Raw genomic sequence first — 16,403 nt, forward strand, 5'->3', positions numbered from 1 at the left:
AAGCAGATTCAAGGAGGAGAACAGTATGTATGAAGAATGGACACCTGAGAAAGTAGAACAATTGATACGCAGTCATGCACCGGTAAGTATCATTGATGTTCGTGAATCGTTTGAATTTGCCGAGGGGCACATTCCCGGGGCACAGAATATTTCGGTTAATGAGATCCAAGACCGACTTGGCGAAATCAACAAAGATCAGGAACATATTATGGTTTGTCATTCCGGGAGCAGAAGCGGTGTGGCTTCGTCCATCTTATCCGCGCATGGATTTAAGGTAAAGAATATGGCAGGTGGGATGATGAACTGGTATGGACCGATCGAATTTTAAAGGAGGAATTTGAATGGAATACGTGATCATTGGCGAGGTTGCCGAATATGGTAGGTTGCCTCACTCTGTGCCAATGATTAATCTGAAGTGGCTTTTTTCTCCTAAAAGACATGTGTGATGATGATCGTTGGATCAATTCAATGTACAGATCCATCTGGAACATGTACAGTCCTTTACAATCTCTTATGCCGTTTATTATTTCAAATCTATCTTCCTTCCCAGCTTAATTATAACACTTCAGAAATTAAAAATGCAGACTGTTTGTTCGTATTTGCTAATGCTATAATGCAAGAGTCCATGAATGTGGCAGGTGTCAGGTACGGACATGAAATGAAAAAAGAGTTTGCTCAGAGAGGAAAACGCATGAGTTCCTAGTATTATTGTGACGCGCGGGATTTTTAATGCGCTGAGCGTATTTTGAAAGAGGCGTAGCCTGCCGGCTCATTTCCACAGGCCTTCTGACAGCCGTTGCTTTAGGTTATGCAATATGTCCGGACGGAAGCAGAGCAGAAGCAAAAGATCAGGAGACTGGCTGATGATGAGGCATAGTTCGGTAAAAAATAGATTTTGCGGAGGGGAGCGATCATGAATAAAGATGGCGCAATGAAGCGATCACCGATCACATTTTTTGTGCTCGTTTTTGTACTCTCAATACCCTTTTGGCTGTTCGGCTCCATGCAGGTGAAATGGCTCCCGATGAATCTTCCTTTGAGTGCGTTTATGTTCTGCTGCCCGCTCCTTGCTGCTTTGATCCTTACCTGCAGAGAGGAGGGAGCGGGATGCATAAAAAGGTTATTAAAGAGAGTTTTTGATTATAAAAGAGTGAAGCATAAGCTTTGGTATCTGCCCATCCTGTTTTTGATGCCATTAATCATGTGGCTCTCCTATTGGGTAATGCGCGTTTCGGGACGAACGCTCCCCGAGGCACACATACCTTTTGTGTCAATACCGGTACTCTTTGTTCTGTTCTTTGTCGCCGCCGCCTGCGAAGAACTAGGCTGGATGGGCTATGTCTTCGAGCCAATGCTCAAACGATGGTCCGCATTAACGGCCGGGGCGGCTCTGGGCATTGTGTGGGCGGTATGGCATTTTATTCCCTTCATTCAAACCAGCCATGGCATGATATGGGCCCTCTGGCAATGCACGGCGACCGTTTTGCTTCGCATCATCATCGTCTGGCTCTACAGTAATACGGGAAAAAGTATATTATCAGCCATTCTTTTTCACGATCTGGTCAATGTCAGTGAGACGCTGTTTCCGAATAACGGCTCACATTATGATCCGTTCATCACGGTGGTGCTCCTTGGCATAACGACGGCGATCATCATCTTCCAGTGGGGACCAGAAACGTTGGTACGGCATCGGCATGCCAATTTTGATTGACTCTATCGTGCCTGCGGTGCAAAGGATTCTGATGAAGAAACGTCAGTGCCACATGCCGATCACAGCGGATGATCTCCAGCAGCCTTACGTTCTCAAAACTGCTTGTCTCTGTAGTTGCTCCAGCGGGGAAGTGCTTTTCCTGAAGTGAGTGCGGCTTTGATATCGCCATAATAATGCAGCTTTCTGTTTACATGCGCTAAATCCTTCCGGAACTGTATGAGTTGTTCTGTAATATGCTGCTGTTGCTCCGTTAACAGGTTCAATATGTCATCGATATGTTCCGGTTCCCGTTCTTCGTAGGTAAAGAATGCCTGCAATTTGGCAATCGACAAACCGGTTCGCTTAAGGCAGCAGATCGTTCGGAGACGATGAACATGTTTTGCTTCATAAATGCGCTGGCCGGAGGCGGTTCTACGGATGTTGGTCAGAATATTCATGTCCTCATAATAACGCAGTGTCGATGCAGGCAGATGGAACATCTCTGAGATATCTTTAATTGTGTATACAGTCAATGGTACGCACTCCCGGAAAAACAGTCTGTTGACTTCAAGTATACTTGAAGTGGTATCTTCTGTTAAGTGAAAGGGAGATGATGACGATGTATCAAGCATCTGATAATCGATATGATCGAATGACCTACAATCACTGCGGCAACAGCGGACTGAAATTGCCGGCAGTGTCACTGGGTTTATGGCATAATTTTGGCGATACGGCGGAATACGGACGAATGAAAGCGTTGTGTTTTACGGCTTTTGATCATGGAATCACGCACTTTGATCTGGCCAATAATTATGGACCTGAACCGGGAAGCGCAGAAAAAAATCTGGGGAAAATCTTGAAGGAAAATTTCAAACCCTATCGAGACGAGCTGATCATCAGCACGAAAGCGGGCTATGAGATGTGGGACGGCCCTTACGGAAACTGGGGAAGCAGAAAATATCTTCTGTCCAGTCTGGATCAGAGTCTGAAACGGCTGGGTCTTGATTATGTCGATATCTTTTACCACCATCGGATGGATCCGGAAACGCCGCTTGAGGAGACGATGGGTGCGCTTGATCAGGCGGTAAAGAGCGGAAAGGCGCTGTACGTCGGGCTATCCAATTACGACGGACCGACAATGAGCATAGCTGCCCGGATCCTGAATGAACTGAAATGCCCCTTTGTTATTAATCAGAATTCCTATAATCTTTTTAACCGTACGATTGAGAAGAATGGATTGAAGGAGGCGGCGGTTCAAGAAGGAAAAGGGATCATTTCATTCAGTCCGCTTGCACAGGGAGTGCTGACGGATCGCTATCTCAATGGCATTCCTGCCGACAGCCGGGTGATAACTGACGGAAGGTTCCTGAACAAGACAAAGCTTTCGGAAGACAGGCTGAACCGTGTCCGTCAGCTTAACGAAATCGCTCATGAACGCGGAGAGTGTCTGGCAAGTATGGCGCTAAAATGGGTGCTGAAAGATGGGGCGGTTACCAGCGTCCTCATCGGAGCGTCAAAACCGAAGCAGATTGTGGATAATTTAAAGGTGATGGACAGTGCGCCTTTCACGATGGAAGAATTAAAAAAGATCGACGCAATTGTTTCAGAATAAAGCAAAGAACGTTTTCTGTCTGGTGTTTGTCCGTTTTTCGTCCTGCATTAAGGCATCTGCTTCAAGTTGCCTAAAAACAGCTGATCCCATCTCATGAAGTGGGGGTATTGACAGTTTTGTTCATATCAGTATAAGTGCAACGGCGGCTTCGCCAGAAGCTTGGCAAAGCCAAGTCTTCTAAACATTTTTCCGTGAATGTCTGAAAATTAAAATCTGAGATATAAAAAGATAAAGCTGCCATGTGTCTTAGCTGTTCCTGATCAAAGAGATGTGGCGCATTTTACGGGTGAGAAGATAAAAATGAATGTATCAGGTAAGGAGATCCAGCTCCACCGTTCAAAGCATGGGCTGATGAATTTAAGAGGCTTTTATCTGTTTTCCGGCCTGATTTGGGGATTTCTCGGTCCTTATATGGTTTCCTGGTTCGTATCGGACGGTATGCAGACGAAAGAAGCGGGGCTGATCATTGCTGTTGCAACACTGGTTGCGCTGATTTTTCAGCCTGTTTTGGGTGTGGCCGTTGATCGATATGGAATCGGTAAATTTGTTTTGCTGCTTAGCGTTGCTGTCCCAGCTGTTCTGTCGTTATTTTATAATTCTCGCTCATTTCTGATTCTGCTTTTCGCTTATTCGCTGGCTACGATTTTCAAAAATATTCAGGCACCAGTGTCGGATTCATATGCCATCTCAATGTCCGGTCGCTTCTCCGTGTCTTACGGACAGATACGCAGCTTTGCCAGTTTTGGCATGGCATTCGGCGGATTTCTTGGCGGACTCTTTGTTTCGGGTTTCTCTGTTCAGCGTCTGTGGGTGCCGACTGTACTTCTCAGCGCGGTCTGCTTTCTGAATGTACTCGGTCTTTCTGATGAAGGAAAAGCGAATAAAACGAGCAGCGCACCTTTTTTCAAAGATGTGTCGCTCATTTTAAAAAACAGGAAGTTTCTGTTCTTCCTGATCGGCTGTCTGTTCGTTAATCAGACTTTGCCGGCATTTGATTCTTACTTCGTCGTTACCTTTGAGTCAATCGGCGGATCGTTTTCAATGGCGGGAGTCGGCCTGCTTCTTGCTTCATTAACGAATATACCGGCCATGCTGATTGCTTCCCGGGTGATTAAACGCATCGGACTGGAAGGTACCTTAATACTGGCTCATCCGTCTACGTGCTGCGCTGGTCTTTGCAGATGATGATTGCTGATCCCCTCACAATGATGCTGATGCAAGGACTTCACGGACTCTCATTTGGCTTCTTCTATGTGTCTGCCGTACAGTATGTTGCCACTATTTCGGGAAATAGAATGCTGGCTACGGGCCAGAGTATTTTCAACATGGTTTTTGTCGGTCTTTGCGGTATCCTCGGCAACTTGCTCAACGGTTACTTATTCAGCCTTGGCGGCGCCCGTCTCATGTATTCATTCTGTGCGGTCAGCGCGCTGCTTGGCGCGTTTTGTCTGTATCTTAATTCCAGATCACGGAAAGCAGGCTGACTTTTCATTACGGCAATGCTGCACTTCTTACGTCATTTAATAAACTCAGGCTGCGTGCGATGTGTTTCATAGGATTCACTGCCTGTCTCCAATGCCTTGAGTTTGCGGCTAACGGAAACATAGGAGCCGATGAGCAGGAGCAGCGCACCGGCCCATGCGAGCGGATTGGCCAGACTTGCTCCTGTGAAGCCCAGGAGCTTAATTAGAAAAATAACGGCAAATGAACGCATGAGCAGTTCGACGATTCCGGACAGCGTTGGCAGGGCGCTGTGGCCAAGTCCCTGCAGCGTGTAGCGTATAATCAACAGTAAGGAAAGCAGTGTGTACATTGTGCTGTTATACAGAAAATAAGTTTGTGCCATATGAATGACGGCAGGCTGCTGGTTGCCGACAAATAAATGGCAGAGCGGGACTGCGTAAGCGATGATCAGCGCCCCCATGAGCACGCTTATCACCGAGGAGAGCATGATCGTCTGACGAACGCCCTTGCGAATACGCGCATATTGCTTTGCGCCCAGATTCTGCGCTGCATAGGTGGCCATCGTGATTCCGAAAGACAGCGAGACCTGTGTCGCCAGAAAATCGATACGTCCTGCCGTTGTATACGCGGCTACTGCATTCGACCCCAGTGTATTCAGCATCACCTGAACAATGATGGCTCCGATTGAAATGATTGAGGCCTGGAAACCCATCGGCAGACCAAGCTGGAGATGTGGCTTGATTTCCCGGAAAAGATGCTGGAAATGCGCGCGTGACAATTGGAGTTCCGGCACGAATCTTTTGATGAAGTGCAGGCACCAGATAGCAGATAACCCTTGTGCGGCGACGGAGGCGAAACCGGCACCGGCAACGCCCATATGAAAAAACAGAATGAAAATAAAGTCAAAAATGATGTTGACCACACAGGCAAGAGCCAGAAAAATAAGCGGTGCCCGACTGTTGCCCAAAGAGCGTAAGGCGTTATTAAAAAGATTGTACAGGACGGTAACGCCGATCCCCCAGAAGCAGGCAACAATAAACTTTTGTGCATCGTCGATAATGTCATGAGGTGTCTGCATCAGCACGAGTATTGGACGTGCAAAGAAAACACCGATAAATGTCAGAATCAGTGATACGGCGACGCTGATAAGAATATTGACGGCAAAACTGCGTTTAACTCCCTGAATGTCCCCGGCACCGTAGCGACGTGCGGTCACGATGGTCAGCCCGGCTGTCATTCCCTGCGCAAAACCAATAATCAGCGCAAACAAACTGTCAGTTGCGCCTACGGCAGCCAAAGCCTTGATGCTGATCGTACGGCCTACAATAATGGTATCCGCAACATTATAGAGCTGCTGAAAAAGATTCCCGATAAGAAGCGGAATCGTGAACAGGACTATTTTTTTTATCGGACTTCCTTTTGTTAAATCCCACATGAAGCACACACCTCAATTTAAGCAGTAAGACCATCATACATCAGGTTGCATGATTTGTGTATTGGTTGGTGCCCATCTGAATCTGGCGGTTGCCTGTTAACACCTGGCGGTCTGTTATTTGACGTTTTAATGAATTTTTAAAGTGATTTCATAAAAGCATTTCTGGCATATGGCATATAGCAGAAAAACAGAGTCGTCTGAGTAAACCGGTGAGTTCGTCTGTTTATTTGTGCTAAGATGAGTTTAGAAATGACTGACATTGATGGAGGCTGACAATGAAACGGACACCTTTCAAGCACTTTTTATTCGGCGGGGACTGGAATCCGGAACAATGGCCGAAAGAAGTATGGTTGCAGGATATGCGGATTCTGACGAATGTTCATATGAATGAAGCGACGATTAATGTATTTTCATGGGCACAACTGCAGCCGGGCGAGAATGAATATGACTTCTCGACATTGGATGAAATCGTTCACGTGTTAGCGCAGCACCATTTCCATATTGTGCTGGCTACATCTACCGCCGCCTTGCCAGCGTGGATGGCAAAGAAATACCCGGACGTTGAGCGAACCGATTTTTACGGCAGGCAGCACCGCTTCGGCGAGCGTCACAATGCATGCCCGAATTCGCCGACATTCCAGAAGTACAGTGCGCGTTTAGCAGGAAGGCTTGCCAAGCGTTACGGACATCTGGACGAAGTTGTTTGCTGGCATATTTCAAACGAATACGGCGGATCGTGCTATTGTGATCACTGTGCCCAGGCATTCCGCATCTGGCTAAAGAACAAATACCAGTCTCTGGAAGCACTTAATGAGGCGTGGTACACGCATTTCTGGGGGCACACCTTTTATGATTGGGACGAGATTTTTCCGCCTAATGATCTTGGTGACGCGATCGATGAACGGTATACGACGCTGTCGGGCATGTCCATTGATTATCGCCGTTTTACTTCGGACAGCATGCTGAACAACTTCATTTCCGAGAAGAAAGCGATCCGTCAATTTGATCGCATCACACCGATTACGACTAATTTTATGGGCACTTATAAGAATCTGGACTATTTTAAATGGGCGGAAGAGATCGATATCATTTCGTGGGACAGCTATCCTGCCTACAATACACCAATCAGTCTTACTGCCATGAAGCATGATCTGATGCGTGGTTTAAAAAACGGGCAGCCGTTCATGCTTATGGAACAGACGCCGAGCCAGCAGAACTGGCAGCCTTATAATGCGATTAAGCAACCGGGGCAGATGCGCGAATTAAGCTATCAGGCTATTGCTCATGGAGCGGATACAATTCAATATTTTCAGCTGAGGCAGTCCCGCGGCGGCACGGAAAAGTTCCATAGTGCCATTATCAGCCACGCGGATCATGATCAGACACGTATTCTGAAAGAAACTGCACAGCTGGGCCAGGAGCTCGCAGCCATAGGCACGCAGCTGATGAATGGATAGACAAGAGCCAAAGTGGCGATCATCTTTGACTGGGAGAACTACTGGGCATTTGAGTATTCGAGCGGTCCAAATGTTGAACTGAGCTATGTTGACCAGGTTCATCGCTATTATGCGGCATGGTTTCGAAAAAATGTCGCTGTCGATATGATTCCTGACCATCTGTCCGCGAGGGAGCTTGAAAAGTATGATGTGGTTTTTGCGCCCGTTCTGATGATGGTTAAGCCTGGCGTTGCGGAAGCTATTGAGCAATTCGTTCAGAATGGCGGCACCTTTGTCACTACTTTTCTAAGCGGTATATCTGATGAACATGACAATGTAGTGATGGGCGGCTATCCCGGACCGTTCCGCAGAATGTGCGGGATCTGGGCGGAAGAAATTGATGCCCTGCCACCGAAGAAGTCTTTGCGCATACAATTCGGCAGCCAGCAAGTGAGCGGCTCATTAGTGGCCAACTGCTCACATCTTGAAGGGGCTCAGTCACTCGCAACTTATGATGACGATGTCTTCTACAAAGGATCGCCCGTTGTTTCCGTGAACACATTTGGTGAAGGCGCCGCTTATTATGTAGGTACGGTTTTAGATGAGAAGGGCATGGATGCACTTGTTGATCGGATCATTGCGGCACATCAGCTGCCGTTCTATCCCTCACCGGACGGGGTCGAGATCACTGTCAGAACTTACGGAGACGATCAGCTTTATTTTGTGTTAAACCATACGGCAGAGAAGCAGAAGGTGAACACCGCGCGATTTGCAGGTAGACAGAATATACTGAACGCCGCGATAATAGATGAAGAAACCATTCTTGAACCGCATGATGTTCTGATTATTCGCAGCTGACAACGAGTCGAACTGCTTCACTCAAACGAGAAGCTCACTGCCACAGCAGTACAGGCACATGAGAGTCACAAACTTGGAACAGGTAGTGTTCAACCAAGGGTGTTCATACTTACTGAAACCTTGGACTGCCTGCGGCAAGCGGGAGACGATCTCGACAGGTATAAATGAACGATTCGAAAATTAAGAAGTGGGAATTCTGTCTGGATTTTCTTAATTCACAGTTTACAGGTATGAATAATTGTCGTAAAATGAATCTATAAGTTAATAACCAGGATTACATGTTGCTTATCGAGAGAGGCGGAGGGATTGGCCCAGTGAAGCCTCAGCAACCGGCCAGATACGGGCACGGTGCTAAGTCCAAAAGCAGAGATTGCTTGAAGATAAGTAGAGTCAGTAAAATAAGCCTCTTCTGCTTTCTCTACTTATCGTGGAAAAAGCGGAAGGGGCTATTTTAGTTGAAGGAGATGTTTTACATGAGCAGTGTGCTGAATCAGGCAGCAGAGAGCAGACGTGAGCAATTAATTGACCGGCTGATTGCTCATCATGTATATAAGAAGAACGGCAAGCATCTTTTTGAATTGTCATTATCGGAACTTGAGCGAGAATATCAAAATATACGGGCCAAGTGTAGCTGCTGATTCTTGAAAACAAAGGTGCCGGCGCCGCTAATTGACACATCTAATCAAATAATGGTTTAACGGCCTGGATCGTTGCCGATACAATATATTTATCAATTTTTGCTCCTGGAATCCATTCCCTGATGAATGCTTTGGATTCATCTTTTGGTTTTATTTCAATCTGTGCAAGCCCGCTTTGCTTCATCATGGTTTGCAGATCAGCGATTGAGGATGCACCTGAAATACAGCCAGAGTAGGCGACCTCCAGGTCATTTTTTATTTCGTCAGGCAGTTCGGCTGTGAGCACAACATCTGAAATCGCCAGCCGTCCGCCTTTTTTCAGTACACGAAAAGCTTCTCTGAATACTTGTAATTTATCGGGTGAAAGATTGATGACGCAGTTCGACAGAATGACATCGATAGACTGGTCAGCTACAGGTAAATGTTCAATTTCACCCAAACGAAAATCAACATTGACAAACTGCCCGCGGTCAGCGTTCTGACGTGCTCTGCTGACCATTTCCGCTGTCATATCAACACCAATAACCTGACCGGAAGCCCCCACCTGACGTGCAGCAAGAAAACAGTCAAATCCGCCGCCGCTTCCAAGATCCAGTACGTGCTCGCCGGTTTTTAAAGAAGCAATGGCCTGTGGATTGCCGCAGCCCAGACCTAAATTAGCTCCTTCAGGTATGGCATCTAATTCTTCAGCAGAGTAACCGAGCTGCCTGGCTACATGATTATGATCAGCGCGCATTTCGCAGCAGCCCACTTCAGAGGAACAGCCGCAGGATGAAGCTGAAACATCCTGAAGAGCGATTTTCTTATACCGATTCCGTACATTTTGCCTGATCTGGTCATTGGTCAGTGCCAAATTTACCCACTCCTTTTCATTGATAATTCTTCTGCCGCGAATTGTTTGATTCGCTTCTCAATGCCGTCACGGACACGCTGGAATACTGCCCATTTTTCCGCTTCCGTACCTTGAGCCTTTGCCGGGTCATCAAAGCCCCAGTGTTCCCGGCGCACCTGTGGAGGAGTCATTGGGCACCGTTCCTCGGCATCCCCGCAAAGCGTGACGACCAGGTAGGCTTCTTTTAATCGATGCATATCAATGCGTTTTGATTTTTGCTGTGAAATATCAATACCTGCCTCTTTCATGACCTTCACTGCATTCGTGTTTAATCCATGTGCTTCAATGCCAGCCGAACGTACATCAAATGTGTCGCCTAAATATTTTTTTCCAAAGCCTTCGGCCATCTGGCTGCGGCAGGAATTTCCTGTGCAGAGAAAGTAAATGATTTTTTTATCCACGTTAAACACCATCCTTTACGCTTGGGGTAGGTGGGAGCTTGCTTGTCTGGCAACTGCATTTCTTGATTATCAGAGTGGGGAGAGCCCGGATAAGATCCGAAATGTAGACGGGAAGGTCCGGGTTTAAGCGATAATAGACCCATGTACCTTGCTTGCGTTCGCAAATGATGCCTGCTGTGCGCAATTTCTTCAGGTGCTGGCTAATGGCAGGCTGTGACAGGTCAAACACCGCAACAAATTCACATACGCACATTTCACCATTTTTTAAGTAGGCAAGCATGGTGAGGCGGGTTTTGTCGCTGATCAGTTTTAACAAAAAGGACATGTCTTCTAAATTGATGCCTTTCATATAAACACCTTCTTATATAATCGTATATAAATATTATCATTCACTTATATATTGCGCAAGTCTGACGTTCTGTAACTGAATGGGCGACCAGGTATAGGTGAATACAAGAATTTTCGGAGCCAGTAGCTGCTTGATCCCCAACCTGTCCTATCAGTAAGACTGGCTGAGCCACCAGGATTAATTAAATAGCCCCGAAGTGACAATGAGGATCAATTGTCACCTCGGAGCTATTTTCAGTAAGTGTCCATTACCACTTGCGTATTAAAATGGGGAGGACATGGTTAGTCTTCTTATCATCAAGTTTATTATCGGATAACCGTGAGTCATTTTCTTGCTTCTTTAATTGCTTTGAGGGCAGTGTTGATGTCAGATTGTGTGGTTGACGGATCGGCTACCTTTGACAGCACTTTTTGTCCATTAGCTACAGCTTTAATCAATTTGGATGATGGTGTCTGCGCCTTCACATTCTTTAAGCTGCGTTTCACGGATACTGTCGCGTTCTGAGCAACCGCCTCAACCTCTTTTGCCGTATTGATCTCTGCCTGTTTTGTCTCGGTCAGACTGGTTTTCCCAGCCTGGACGGCATCAGACAGGTCGGCAAAATCAACCTTGATCCCCGTTTGGCTGCTGCCAATCCCCTGCAGTCCATTGATTGCGGCATTGAGATCTTTTGCTGCCTTGTCGACTTCGGCTTGAGTGTGCTTGGTCTGCTGACCTTCATGACGCAGTTCGTCCAGCAGTGCAGAGGCTTTGGTGTATTGATCCTTGAAGGCGGCGAAAGATGCTGCGGTAAAGTGGCTTTCCAGTCCCAGCAAGGTTTCGCCTTCGGTAACTGCCTTTTCCAGATCGGCGGTCTTAAGCGGGATTGTCTTCTCTGCGCGGACCGTCATCTCATACAGTCCCCGTGCCCAGTCTGCATCTTTGTTGTGTACGATATCAAATGACTGATTGTTCTGGAACTTGAGATAACGATAGGTATTACCGGTTAAATCATGGGCCTGGAATCCCGGGATATTATTCTGATTGTTATTGACCAGGGTCGTCCAGTTTTTATTGTCGTTTGAACCCAGAATGGTATACCGATGCGCATTGTCAGAACCGCCGACGCTTTTGAAAGAAAGGGCTACATTCGTGAGCTTGCGTTTCTGGCCCAGATCCAGGGTGATGTAGAACTTGCCATTTTGCCCTTTATACGCCTGTTCTGTACCGTCGTAGTTGTCAACGTCCCAGTCGATTCCATTGAACGCTTCACCGACGTCGTAGCGATGGACGATACCTTGTTTTTCAAGCGCGCTGTTGGCAATTGTCTCCCAATTGTCACCAATTTTCTTGCTGGGGCTCGCTTTACCAATTTGCGTGAAGCTGCCCACCGATTGAATGGCAATGACCCGCGGGGTGTGATTATAAGGATCGAATTTCTCGGGCTTACCTGAGCTGGTTTGAATCTTGATCTGTTCATCGGTACCATCACCGCCAACGACTGTCCCTTTGGACGGGTTGATGTAGGTCTTTTGGAAATACTTGACGCTGACCAGACCCGGTGCCGGTTTGTATGTCGGAACAGTGATTTTTGTTCCTGTGCTATTGGTACCGACAGTCACCGTTTTGCCGGTTTCCGCTCCAGGTCCCTTCGCTTTATCATTAATGGTTAACGGAAGCCAGATGGTGGTCGATCCTGCCAGATCGTTGGCAATCCAACGGCTGCCATTAAACAGATAGACCGGCTTGTCTTTGGTACCGAAGTTCCACACACCGCCGACCTGACTGTTGTAGGTCGTCGCATCAGCGAATGGTTGCAACGGAGTCCAGCTGCTCCCGCCATTACGGTACCCATATTGGTCACGCTTGGCGCTCATGCCCAATGCTGGACTAGTGGTGCGCTGATACATTGCCTGGTTCTTGTACCAGCCAGACTGGCCGGAAGTCAGCAGATAGAGATACTTGCCGTGAGGACCGCGAATCACTTGGGGAGCCTCACGGTGTTTTGCGATGTCTATATCATGCTCTTTGGCAGACACCACATTCGTCATGTCAGCGTTCAGCTGCCAAACGCGTGTGTAGATATTGTCCTGAGCGGTGATAAAGTAGGATTTTCCATTACCGCCGCTTTTCTGGCTGTCATTGAAAATGGTAAAATCGCGGCTTCCAAAGCCGATGTTCTGACCGTAGCGCGGAGGCGTAGGATCCCCGCCATCCATGGTGTAGTATACTTCCGCGTTATAAGTCGGTTCAAGGACGCGTAATTCTTTATAGCCGAACATGCTGGCTGTATCGGTGACTTGATATTTACCGCTCTTAAAATTGGCAACCGGCTGAAACACCGGTACATCAGCCGACTCCTTGGTTCCTGCTTTGGCTACAGTAAACGTGCTTGTCGATACTCGTGAAAATTTATTGCCTGCCAAGTCTGTGGCTACCGCCTTGATCGTCATACCATCCTTGATCGGCACATCGGGGACATTATAGCGATTATCCCATTGCCAGGCGGTCTTACTGGTACGAGGATCTGAACCATCAGTTGTTACCATAACCTTGTACTTGCCTAGATCCACGTCAGAAGTAACATAGACACGGTCGCCCTGATTCACGACCACTGACTTGCTATCCTTGTTAACGCCGGTATTCTCGTCAATTCGCGGCGAGATTAACGGTGCTTTAAGCGACTGACGCTGATCGTTATCATTGGACGTTTTTGTATAAGATTGGGTATAGACGGACGACTTAGCCATTGGACCCAGGACGGCTTTGGTCTGATCTTTAGTATTTGGATCATAAGCCGTTTTTGCACTTCCGCCATAATTCTGCGCGGAAATGCCCGCCGCCTTGGTTGGATCGGCTTTGGCTGCAGGGTATCTGACGATATAACCTGAAGCGCTTGGTTTTAATCCTTTTGCCACGGCCGCATCGTAGGCGGATTGATCATAGGGGGTCATGCGCACCGCAACAGCTTTGAGATTCCAGCTGTCTTTCAAGTCGTTAAAATTGAATGTCCACCAGTTACCGCCTTCTGAAGTGCCATACATGTCGGAACTGACCGGTTTTGTCGGTTTGTCAGGGTCATAGCTTGTACTTTTCGGGCCTGTCGGCTCCGGATAAGACTGAACATATGCCGGATAATCTTTTCCTGTTACCGGAACTTCAGGACTGCCGTCATACTCTCCGGCAGCATTTTTGGTATTGAAGTCACTGCGTAACTGGCCAACCCGATCACCCATTGCCGCTTTTTTATCAGTCGTTCCGGCCTGGCCCTTGGCGCCAACATTTCGGCTGGCTCCGGGCCGACTGTGGTCGGCAACAACTTTGTACGGACCCGTGACTTTATTTGCGGACAGGACGACCACATGAGAGGCATTGTAGGTTGATTTGAGTTCCCAGTGCATCCAGATGACGTATTTTCCCGTTGGCGATCGTTCGAAATCGATACGTTCCAGTTTCGAATTGGCAAACGGACGTATCACGGTTCCATCTGCCTTGCGATAGGAGGTCTCCGGGTCGGCAATTTTGGCAAACTGTTTCTTATTGCGCCAGTCCTTGCCCCTGTATAGATACAGAGTCTGCCCACCAGCCGAGGCACTGATCTGAGATGCTCCGATCGAGTACCAGTAGCCATCGACATCGGTGTTGTTTAGTCCGGGCCCCGACATTGCCTTGCCGTTCTGATCCGTTCCGGTCGCATTGTCCACGACAATGGTTGAGGAGTCTGCCTGCTGTGCCTTCGCATGTACCTCACCCAAGCTGGAAGGGAAAGTTCCAAGCAGTAGACTGAATCCCAGTAAACTGGTTGTAAAGAGATGTCGTTTCAACAAATAATTTTCCCCCTTGTCTTTAAAAGTGTTTTTCTCTCATCAGATGCACATGAAATGTTCTCTCTCTATATGACAAATCGTGCTGATTAAAAGAAAACGTTCCAAACAGAGAAACACTCATGTTTTTTTCTCCCCTCTTTCCACATTATTTTTGGAATCGCTTTCAATTGCCACCTTACTATGAGCATCTAAGGCAAACAATAGGTCAATGTGCTCGAAAAAAATCCTATGGGTAAAATGGCTGATTATTCCGACTATATTCGTCCAATAACGACAAGTTCTTTATGCTTTTCGATCATTATTCGTGCCAACTATTTTTCGACAAGCACCCACAAACTTAAATTTACCGAGAGAAAAATGTGCATCTGCAAATGTTCGACGATGAAAAGCAGTCTTGCAAAAATGTGAAGTTTTTGCGAAAGTTCGGTTTTTCGTTCTTTATATCAATGTTCTTTATATCAATCTGTCCATATGGACATCTCTGTTCTTTTTTAAGAAAGCTCTCTAAAGGTGACAGCAGGTGTCAGAATGGGTCAATTAAAATGAAAGAGTGTTTTCTAGAAAGACAGGAGATTTAAAGACAATGTCAGGTATTTTTCCTTCATTTAAAAAAGGAATATGGAAGATTTTATTTGTATACACCGTTTCGCTTTTTGGAACCGGTATGTCTGATCCTTATCTCATTCTCTATTTGCATCATTTGAGGGGTTTTTCATTTGCAATGGCCGGCTTGATCATAGGCATTGGCGGAGTTGCTGGAACGGTTGCCACTCCGATTTCAGGACTGTTAAGTGATCGGTTCGGTGTCAAGCCTGTGTTCCTTGCCGCTTTGGTAATGAGTGCATTGGGACGAATTTTCTATGCAGGTGCTTTTCACGAAGAATGGGCAATATTTGCATCGCTATTATCCGGTGCTGGTGCCGCAGCGGCCTGGAATGCGTTATCGATTATTTTAATTCATGCCGTTGATCAATCGCAAAAAGTGGAGCTTTTTGGTGTTGCCTTTGCGTTACAAAATGCCGGGTTTGGCCTGGGGTCTGCATTAAGCGGATTCTTTTTTCAGCGGCATGGTCTTGCTCTTTTTCAATTCATCTTTCTGCTTGATGCAGCCACCTATGTGTGCTTTGCCTTTTTCAGCAACCGGGTGATTCGGAAATGGCAATACCCACCCATGCCTGTAAAGCGTAGAAAGATTAATCACTGTTCCTCGCTTCATCGGGTAATGGGACGCCAGAAAGCTTTGTTTATTCTTTCGTGCAGTTACTTAGCTATCAGTACGGCAATGACGGGGATGGCGGGTACATTGTTCCCGCAATGGGTCACGGATCAGGCACATGTATCTGTGTCCGTCGTCGGTCAGGCGTTGCTTGCAAACAGTCTGGTCATTGTGATTGGACAGTGGTTAGTTCTAAAATTAGTGAAAAATTTGCGGGAGACGATAGCTCTTGCTGCTTCGATGTTACTTTTTGCAGGTGGTTACTCATTGATCTTTATTGCAGGATTTATCAATGTGTCTGCTGGAGCGCTGATTTTGATTGGCTCATTTGCGATAACGGCAGTGGGTGAAACTCTGCTGTTTTCAAGTCTTCCTGCGCTGGCAAATGAACTGGCAGCACGAAATGTACAGGGACGGTATAACAGCGCCATTAACACTGCCTGGCAAATGGGGGCTATCATTGGTCCGATCATTGCCGGATTCATGATCGACAGACACCACTCGGCTTTGTTGCTTCTTTTATTTATTATCACGCTGGTCGTTCTTGCCCCGATTTTTCTCTGCATGGAGAGGTACGTGCATCGCGGATAGTCTCTTTCTTCTACA

The 16,403-nt window shown here is 47.0% G+C and carries 15 protein-coding genes and 1 riboswitch; of the genes, 9 read left to right on the plus strand and 6 right to left on the minus strand.

Features of this window, described 5'->3' with window-relative positions; all coding sequences use genetic code 11:
• The first annotated feature begins 25 nt into the window (after nt 1-25).
• Together M3N64_RS08295 and M3N64_RS08300 are read left to right on the plus strand one after the other, a co-directional pair.
• Complete coding sequence (locus M3N64_RS08295; RefSeq protein ID WP_249100946.1) at nt 26-328, plus strand: rhodanese-like domain-containing protein; 303 nt, start codon at nt 26-28, stop codon at nt 326-328.
• 585 nt (nt 329-913) lie between these two features.
• Nucleotides 914-1,711 carry a CPBP family intramembrane glutamic endopeptidase gene (locus M3N64_RS08300; RefSeq protein WP_249100950.1) on the plus strand — a complete coding sequence of 266 codons (798 nt, stop codon included), beginning with the start codon at nt 914-916 and terminating at the stop codon, nt 1,709-1,711.
• A 92-nt stretch (nt 1,712-1,803) separates the two neighbouring features.
• On the opposite strand, the gene M3N64_RS08305 is transcribed toward M3N64_RS08300, so the two are convergent.
• Nucleotides 1,804-2,223, minus strand: coding sequence for a MerR family transcriptional regulator (locus M3N64_RS08305; protein ID WP_249100953.1), 420 nt, complete (start codon nt 2,221-2,223; stop codon nt 1,804-1,806).
• Nucleotides 2,224-2,309: 86 nt separating this feature from the next.
• Here M3N64_RS08305 and M3N64_RS08310 point away from each other — a divergent pair, with 86 nt between their 5' ends.
• The 3 genes from M3N64_RS08310 (at nt 2,310) to M3N64_RS14105 (ending at nt 4,786) form a co-directional block, all read left to right on the plus strand.
• Complete coding sequence (locus tag M3N64_RS08310; protein WP_249100956.1) at nt 2,310-3,302, plus strand: aldo/keto reductase; 993 nt, start codon at nt 2,310-2,312, stop codon at nt 3,300-3,302.
• A 300-nt stretch (nt 3,303-3,602) separates the two neighbouring features.
• Nucleotides 3,603-4,487 (plus strand): MFS transporter, encoded by an 885-nt coding sequence (locus M3N64_RS08315; RefSeq protein ID WP_283163368.1) that lies wholly within the window; start codon nt 3,603-3,605, stop codon nt 4,485-4,487.
• A complete protein-coding gene (locus M3N64_RS14105; RefSeq protein WP_283163369.1) occupies nt 4,484-4,786 on the plus strand; it encodes an MFS transporter in 303 nt (100 codons plus the stop codon). Before M3N64_RS08315 ends, M3N64_RS14105 begins: the two co-directional genes overlap by 4 nt.
• 32 nt (nt 4,787-4,818) lie before the next feature.
• Here M3N64_RS14105 and M3N64_RS08320 read toward each other — a convergent pair whose 3' ends face one another.
• Complete coding sequence (locus M3N64_RS08320; protein ID WP_249100959.1) at nt 4,819-6,201, minus strand: MATE family efflux transporter; 1,383 nt, start codon at nt 6,199-6,201, stop codon at nt 4,819-4,821.
• Between the two features lie 275 nt (nt 6,202-6,476).
• On the opposite strand from M3N64_RS08320, the gene M3N64_RS08325 reads away from it, so the two are divergent.
• The 3 genes from M3N64_RS08325 (at nt 6,477) to M3N64_RS08335 (ending at nt 9,133) form a co-directional block, all read left to right on the plus strand.
• Nucleotides 6,477-7,658: a beta-galactosidase gene (locus tag M3N64_RS08325; RefSeq protein ID WP_249100962.1), complete on the plus strand. Its 1,182-nt coding sequence runs from the start codon at nt 6,477-6,479 to the stop codon at nt 7,656-7,658.
• Between the two features lie 12 nt (nt 7,659-7,670).
• A complete protein-coding gene (locus M3N64_RS08330) occupies nt 7,671-8,495 on the plus strand; it encodes a beta-galactosidase (RefSeq protein ID WP_249100966.1) in 825 nt (274 codons plus the stop codon).
• A gap of 282 nt (nt 8,496-8,777) precedes the next feature.
• A riboswitch (SAM riboswitch) is annotated at nt 8,778-8,882 on the plus strand.
• Nucleotides 8,883-8,977: 95 nt separating this feature from the next.
• Nucleotides 8,978-9,133, plus strand: a complete 156-nt coding sequence (locus M3N64_RS08335) for a Fur-regulated basic protein FbpA (RefSeq protein WP_249101172.1) — start codon at nt 8,978-8,980, stop codon at nt 9,131-9,133.
• Nucleotides 9,134-9,173: 40 nt separating this feature from the next.
• On the opposite strand, the gene M3N64_RS08340 is transcribed toward M3N64_RS08335, so the two are convergent.
• From M3N64_RS08340 to M3N64_RS08355, 4 genes are all read right to left on the minus strand, one after another.
• Nucleotides 9,174-9,986 carry an arsenite methyltransferase gene (locus tag M3N64_RS08340; RefSeq protein ID WP_249100969.1) on the minus strand — a complete coding sequence of 271 codons (813 nt, stop codon included), beginning with the start codon at nt 9,984-9,986 and terminating at the stop codon, nt 9,174-9,176.
• Between the two features lie 2 nt (nt 9,987-9,988).
• Entirely contained in the window at nt 9,989-10,426 is a 438-nt protein-coding gene (gene arsC, locus M3N64_RS08345) for an arsenate reductase (thioredoxin) (protein ID WP_249100972.1), read from the minus strand.
• Between the two features lies 1 nt (nt 10,427).
• Complete coding sequence (locus M3N64_RS08350; RefSeq protein ID WP_249100974.1) at nt 10,428-10,775, minus strand: ArsR/SmtB family transcription factor; 348 nt, start codon at nt 10,773-10,775, stop codon at nt 10,428-10,430.
• Nucleotides 10,776-11,098: 323 nt separating this feature from the next.
• On the minus strand, nt 11,099-14,581 hold the full coding sequence (locus tag M3N64_RS08355; protein WP_249100977.1) for a discoidin domain-containing protein: 3,483 nt from the start codon (nt 14,579-14,581) through the stop codon (nt 11,099-11,101).
• A gap of 583 nt (nt 14,582-15,164) precedes the next feature.
• On the opposite strand from M3N64_RS08355, the gene M3N64_RS08360 reads away from it, so the two are divergent.
• Nucleotides 15,165-16,388, plus strand: a complete 1,224-nt coding sequence (locus tag M3N64_RS08360) for an MFS transporter (protein ID WP_249100980.1) — start codon at nt 15,165-15,167, stop codon at nt 16,386-16,388.
• Nucleotides 16,389-16,403: the final 15 nt, after the last annotated feature.

The organism is Sporolactobacillus mangiferae, from assembly GCF_023336505.1.
Lineage (GTDB): Bacteria > Bacillota > Bacilli > Bacillales > Sporolactobacillaceae > Sporolactobacillus > Sporolactobacillus mangiferae.

Bases quoted from the DNA above. Each gene is read 5' to 3' on its own strand.
- M3N64_RS08325 (WP_249100962.1), top strand. From the start codon at position 6,477: ATGAAACGGACACCTTTCAAGCACTTTTTATTCGGCGGGGACTGGAAT.
- M3N64_RS08295 (WP_249100946.1), top strand. From the start codon at position 26: ATGTATGAAGAATGGACACCTGAGAAAGTAGAACAATTGATACGCAGT.
- M3N64_RS08360 (WP_249100980.1), top strand. From the start codon at position 15,165: ATGTCAGGTATTTTTCCTTCATTTAAAAAAGGAATATGGAAGATTTTA.
- M3N64_RS08320 (WP_249100959.1), bottom strand. From the start codon at position 6,201: ATGTGGGATTTAACAAAAGGAAGTCCGATAAAAAAAATAGTCCTGTTC.
- M3N64_RS08350 (WP_249100974.1), bottom strand. From the start codon at position 10,775: ATGAAAGGCATCAATTTAGAAGACATGTCCTTTTTGTTAAAACTGATC.
- M3N64_RS08310 (WP_249100956.1), top strand. From the start codon at position 2,310: ATGTATCAAGCATCTGATAATCGATATGATCGAATGACCTACAATCAC.
- M3N64_RS14105 (WP_283163369.1), top strand. From the start codon at position 4,484: ATGATGATTGCTGATCCCCTCACAATGATGCTGATGCAAGGACTTCAC.
- M3N64_RS08300 (WP_249100950.1), top strand. From the start codon at position 914: ATGAATAAAGATGGCGCAATGAAGCGATCACCGATCACATTTTTTGTG.
- M3N64_RS08315 (WP_283163368.1), top strand. From the start codon at position 3,603: ATGAATGTATCAGGTAAGGAGATCCAGCTCCACCGTTCAAAGCATGGG.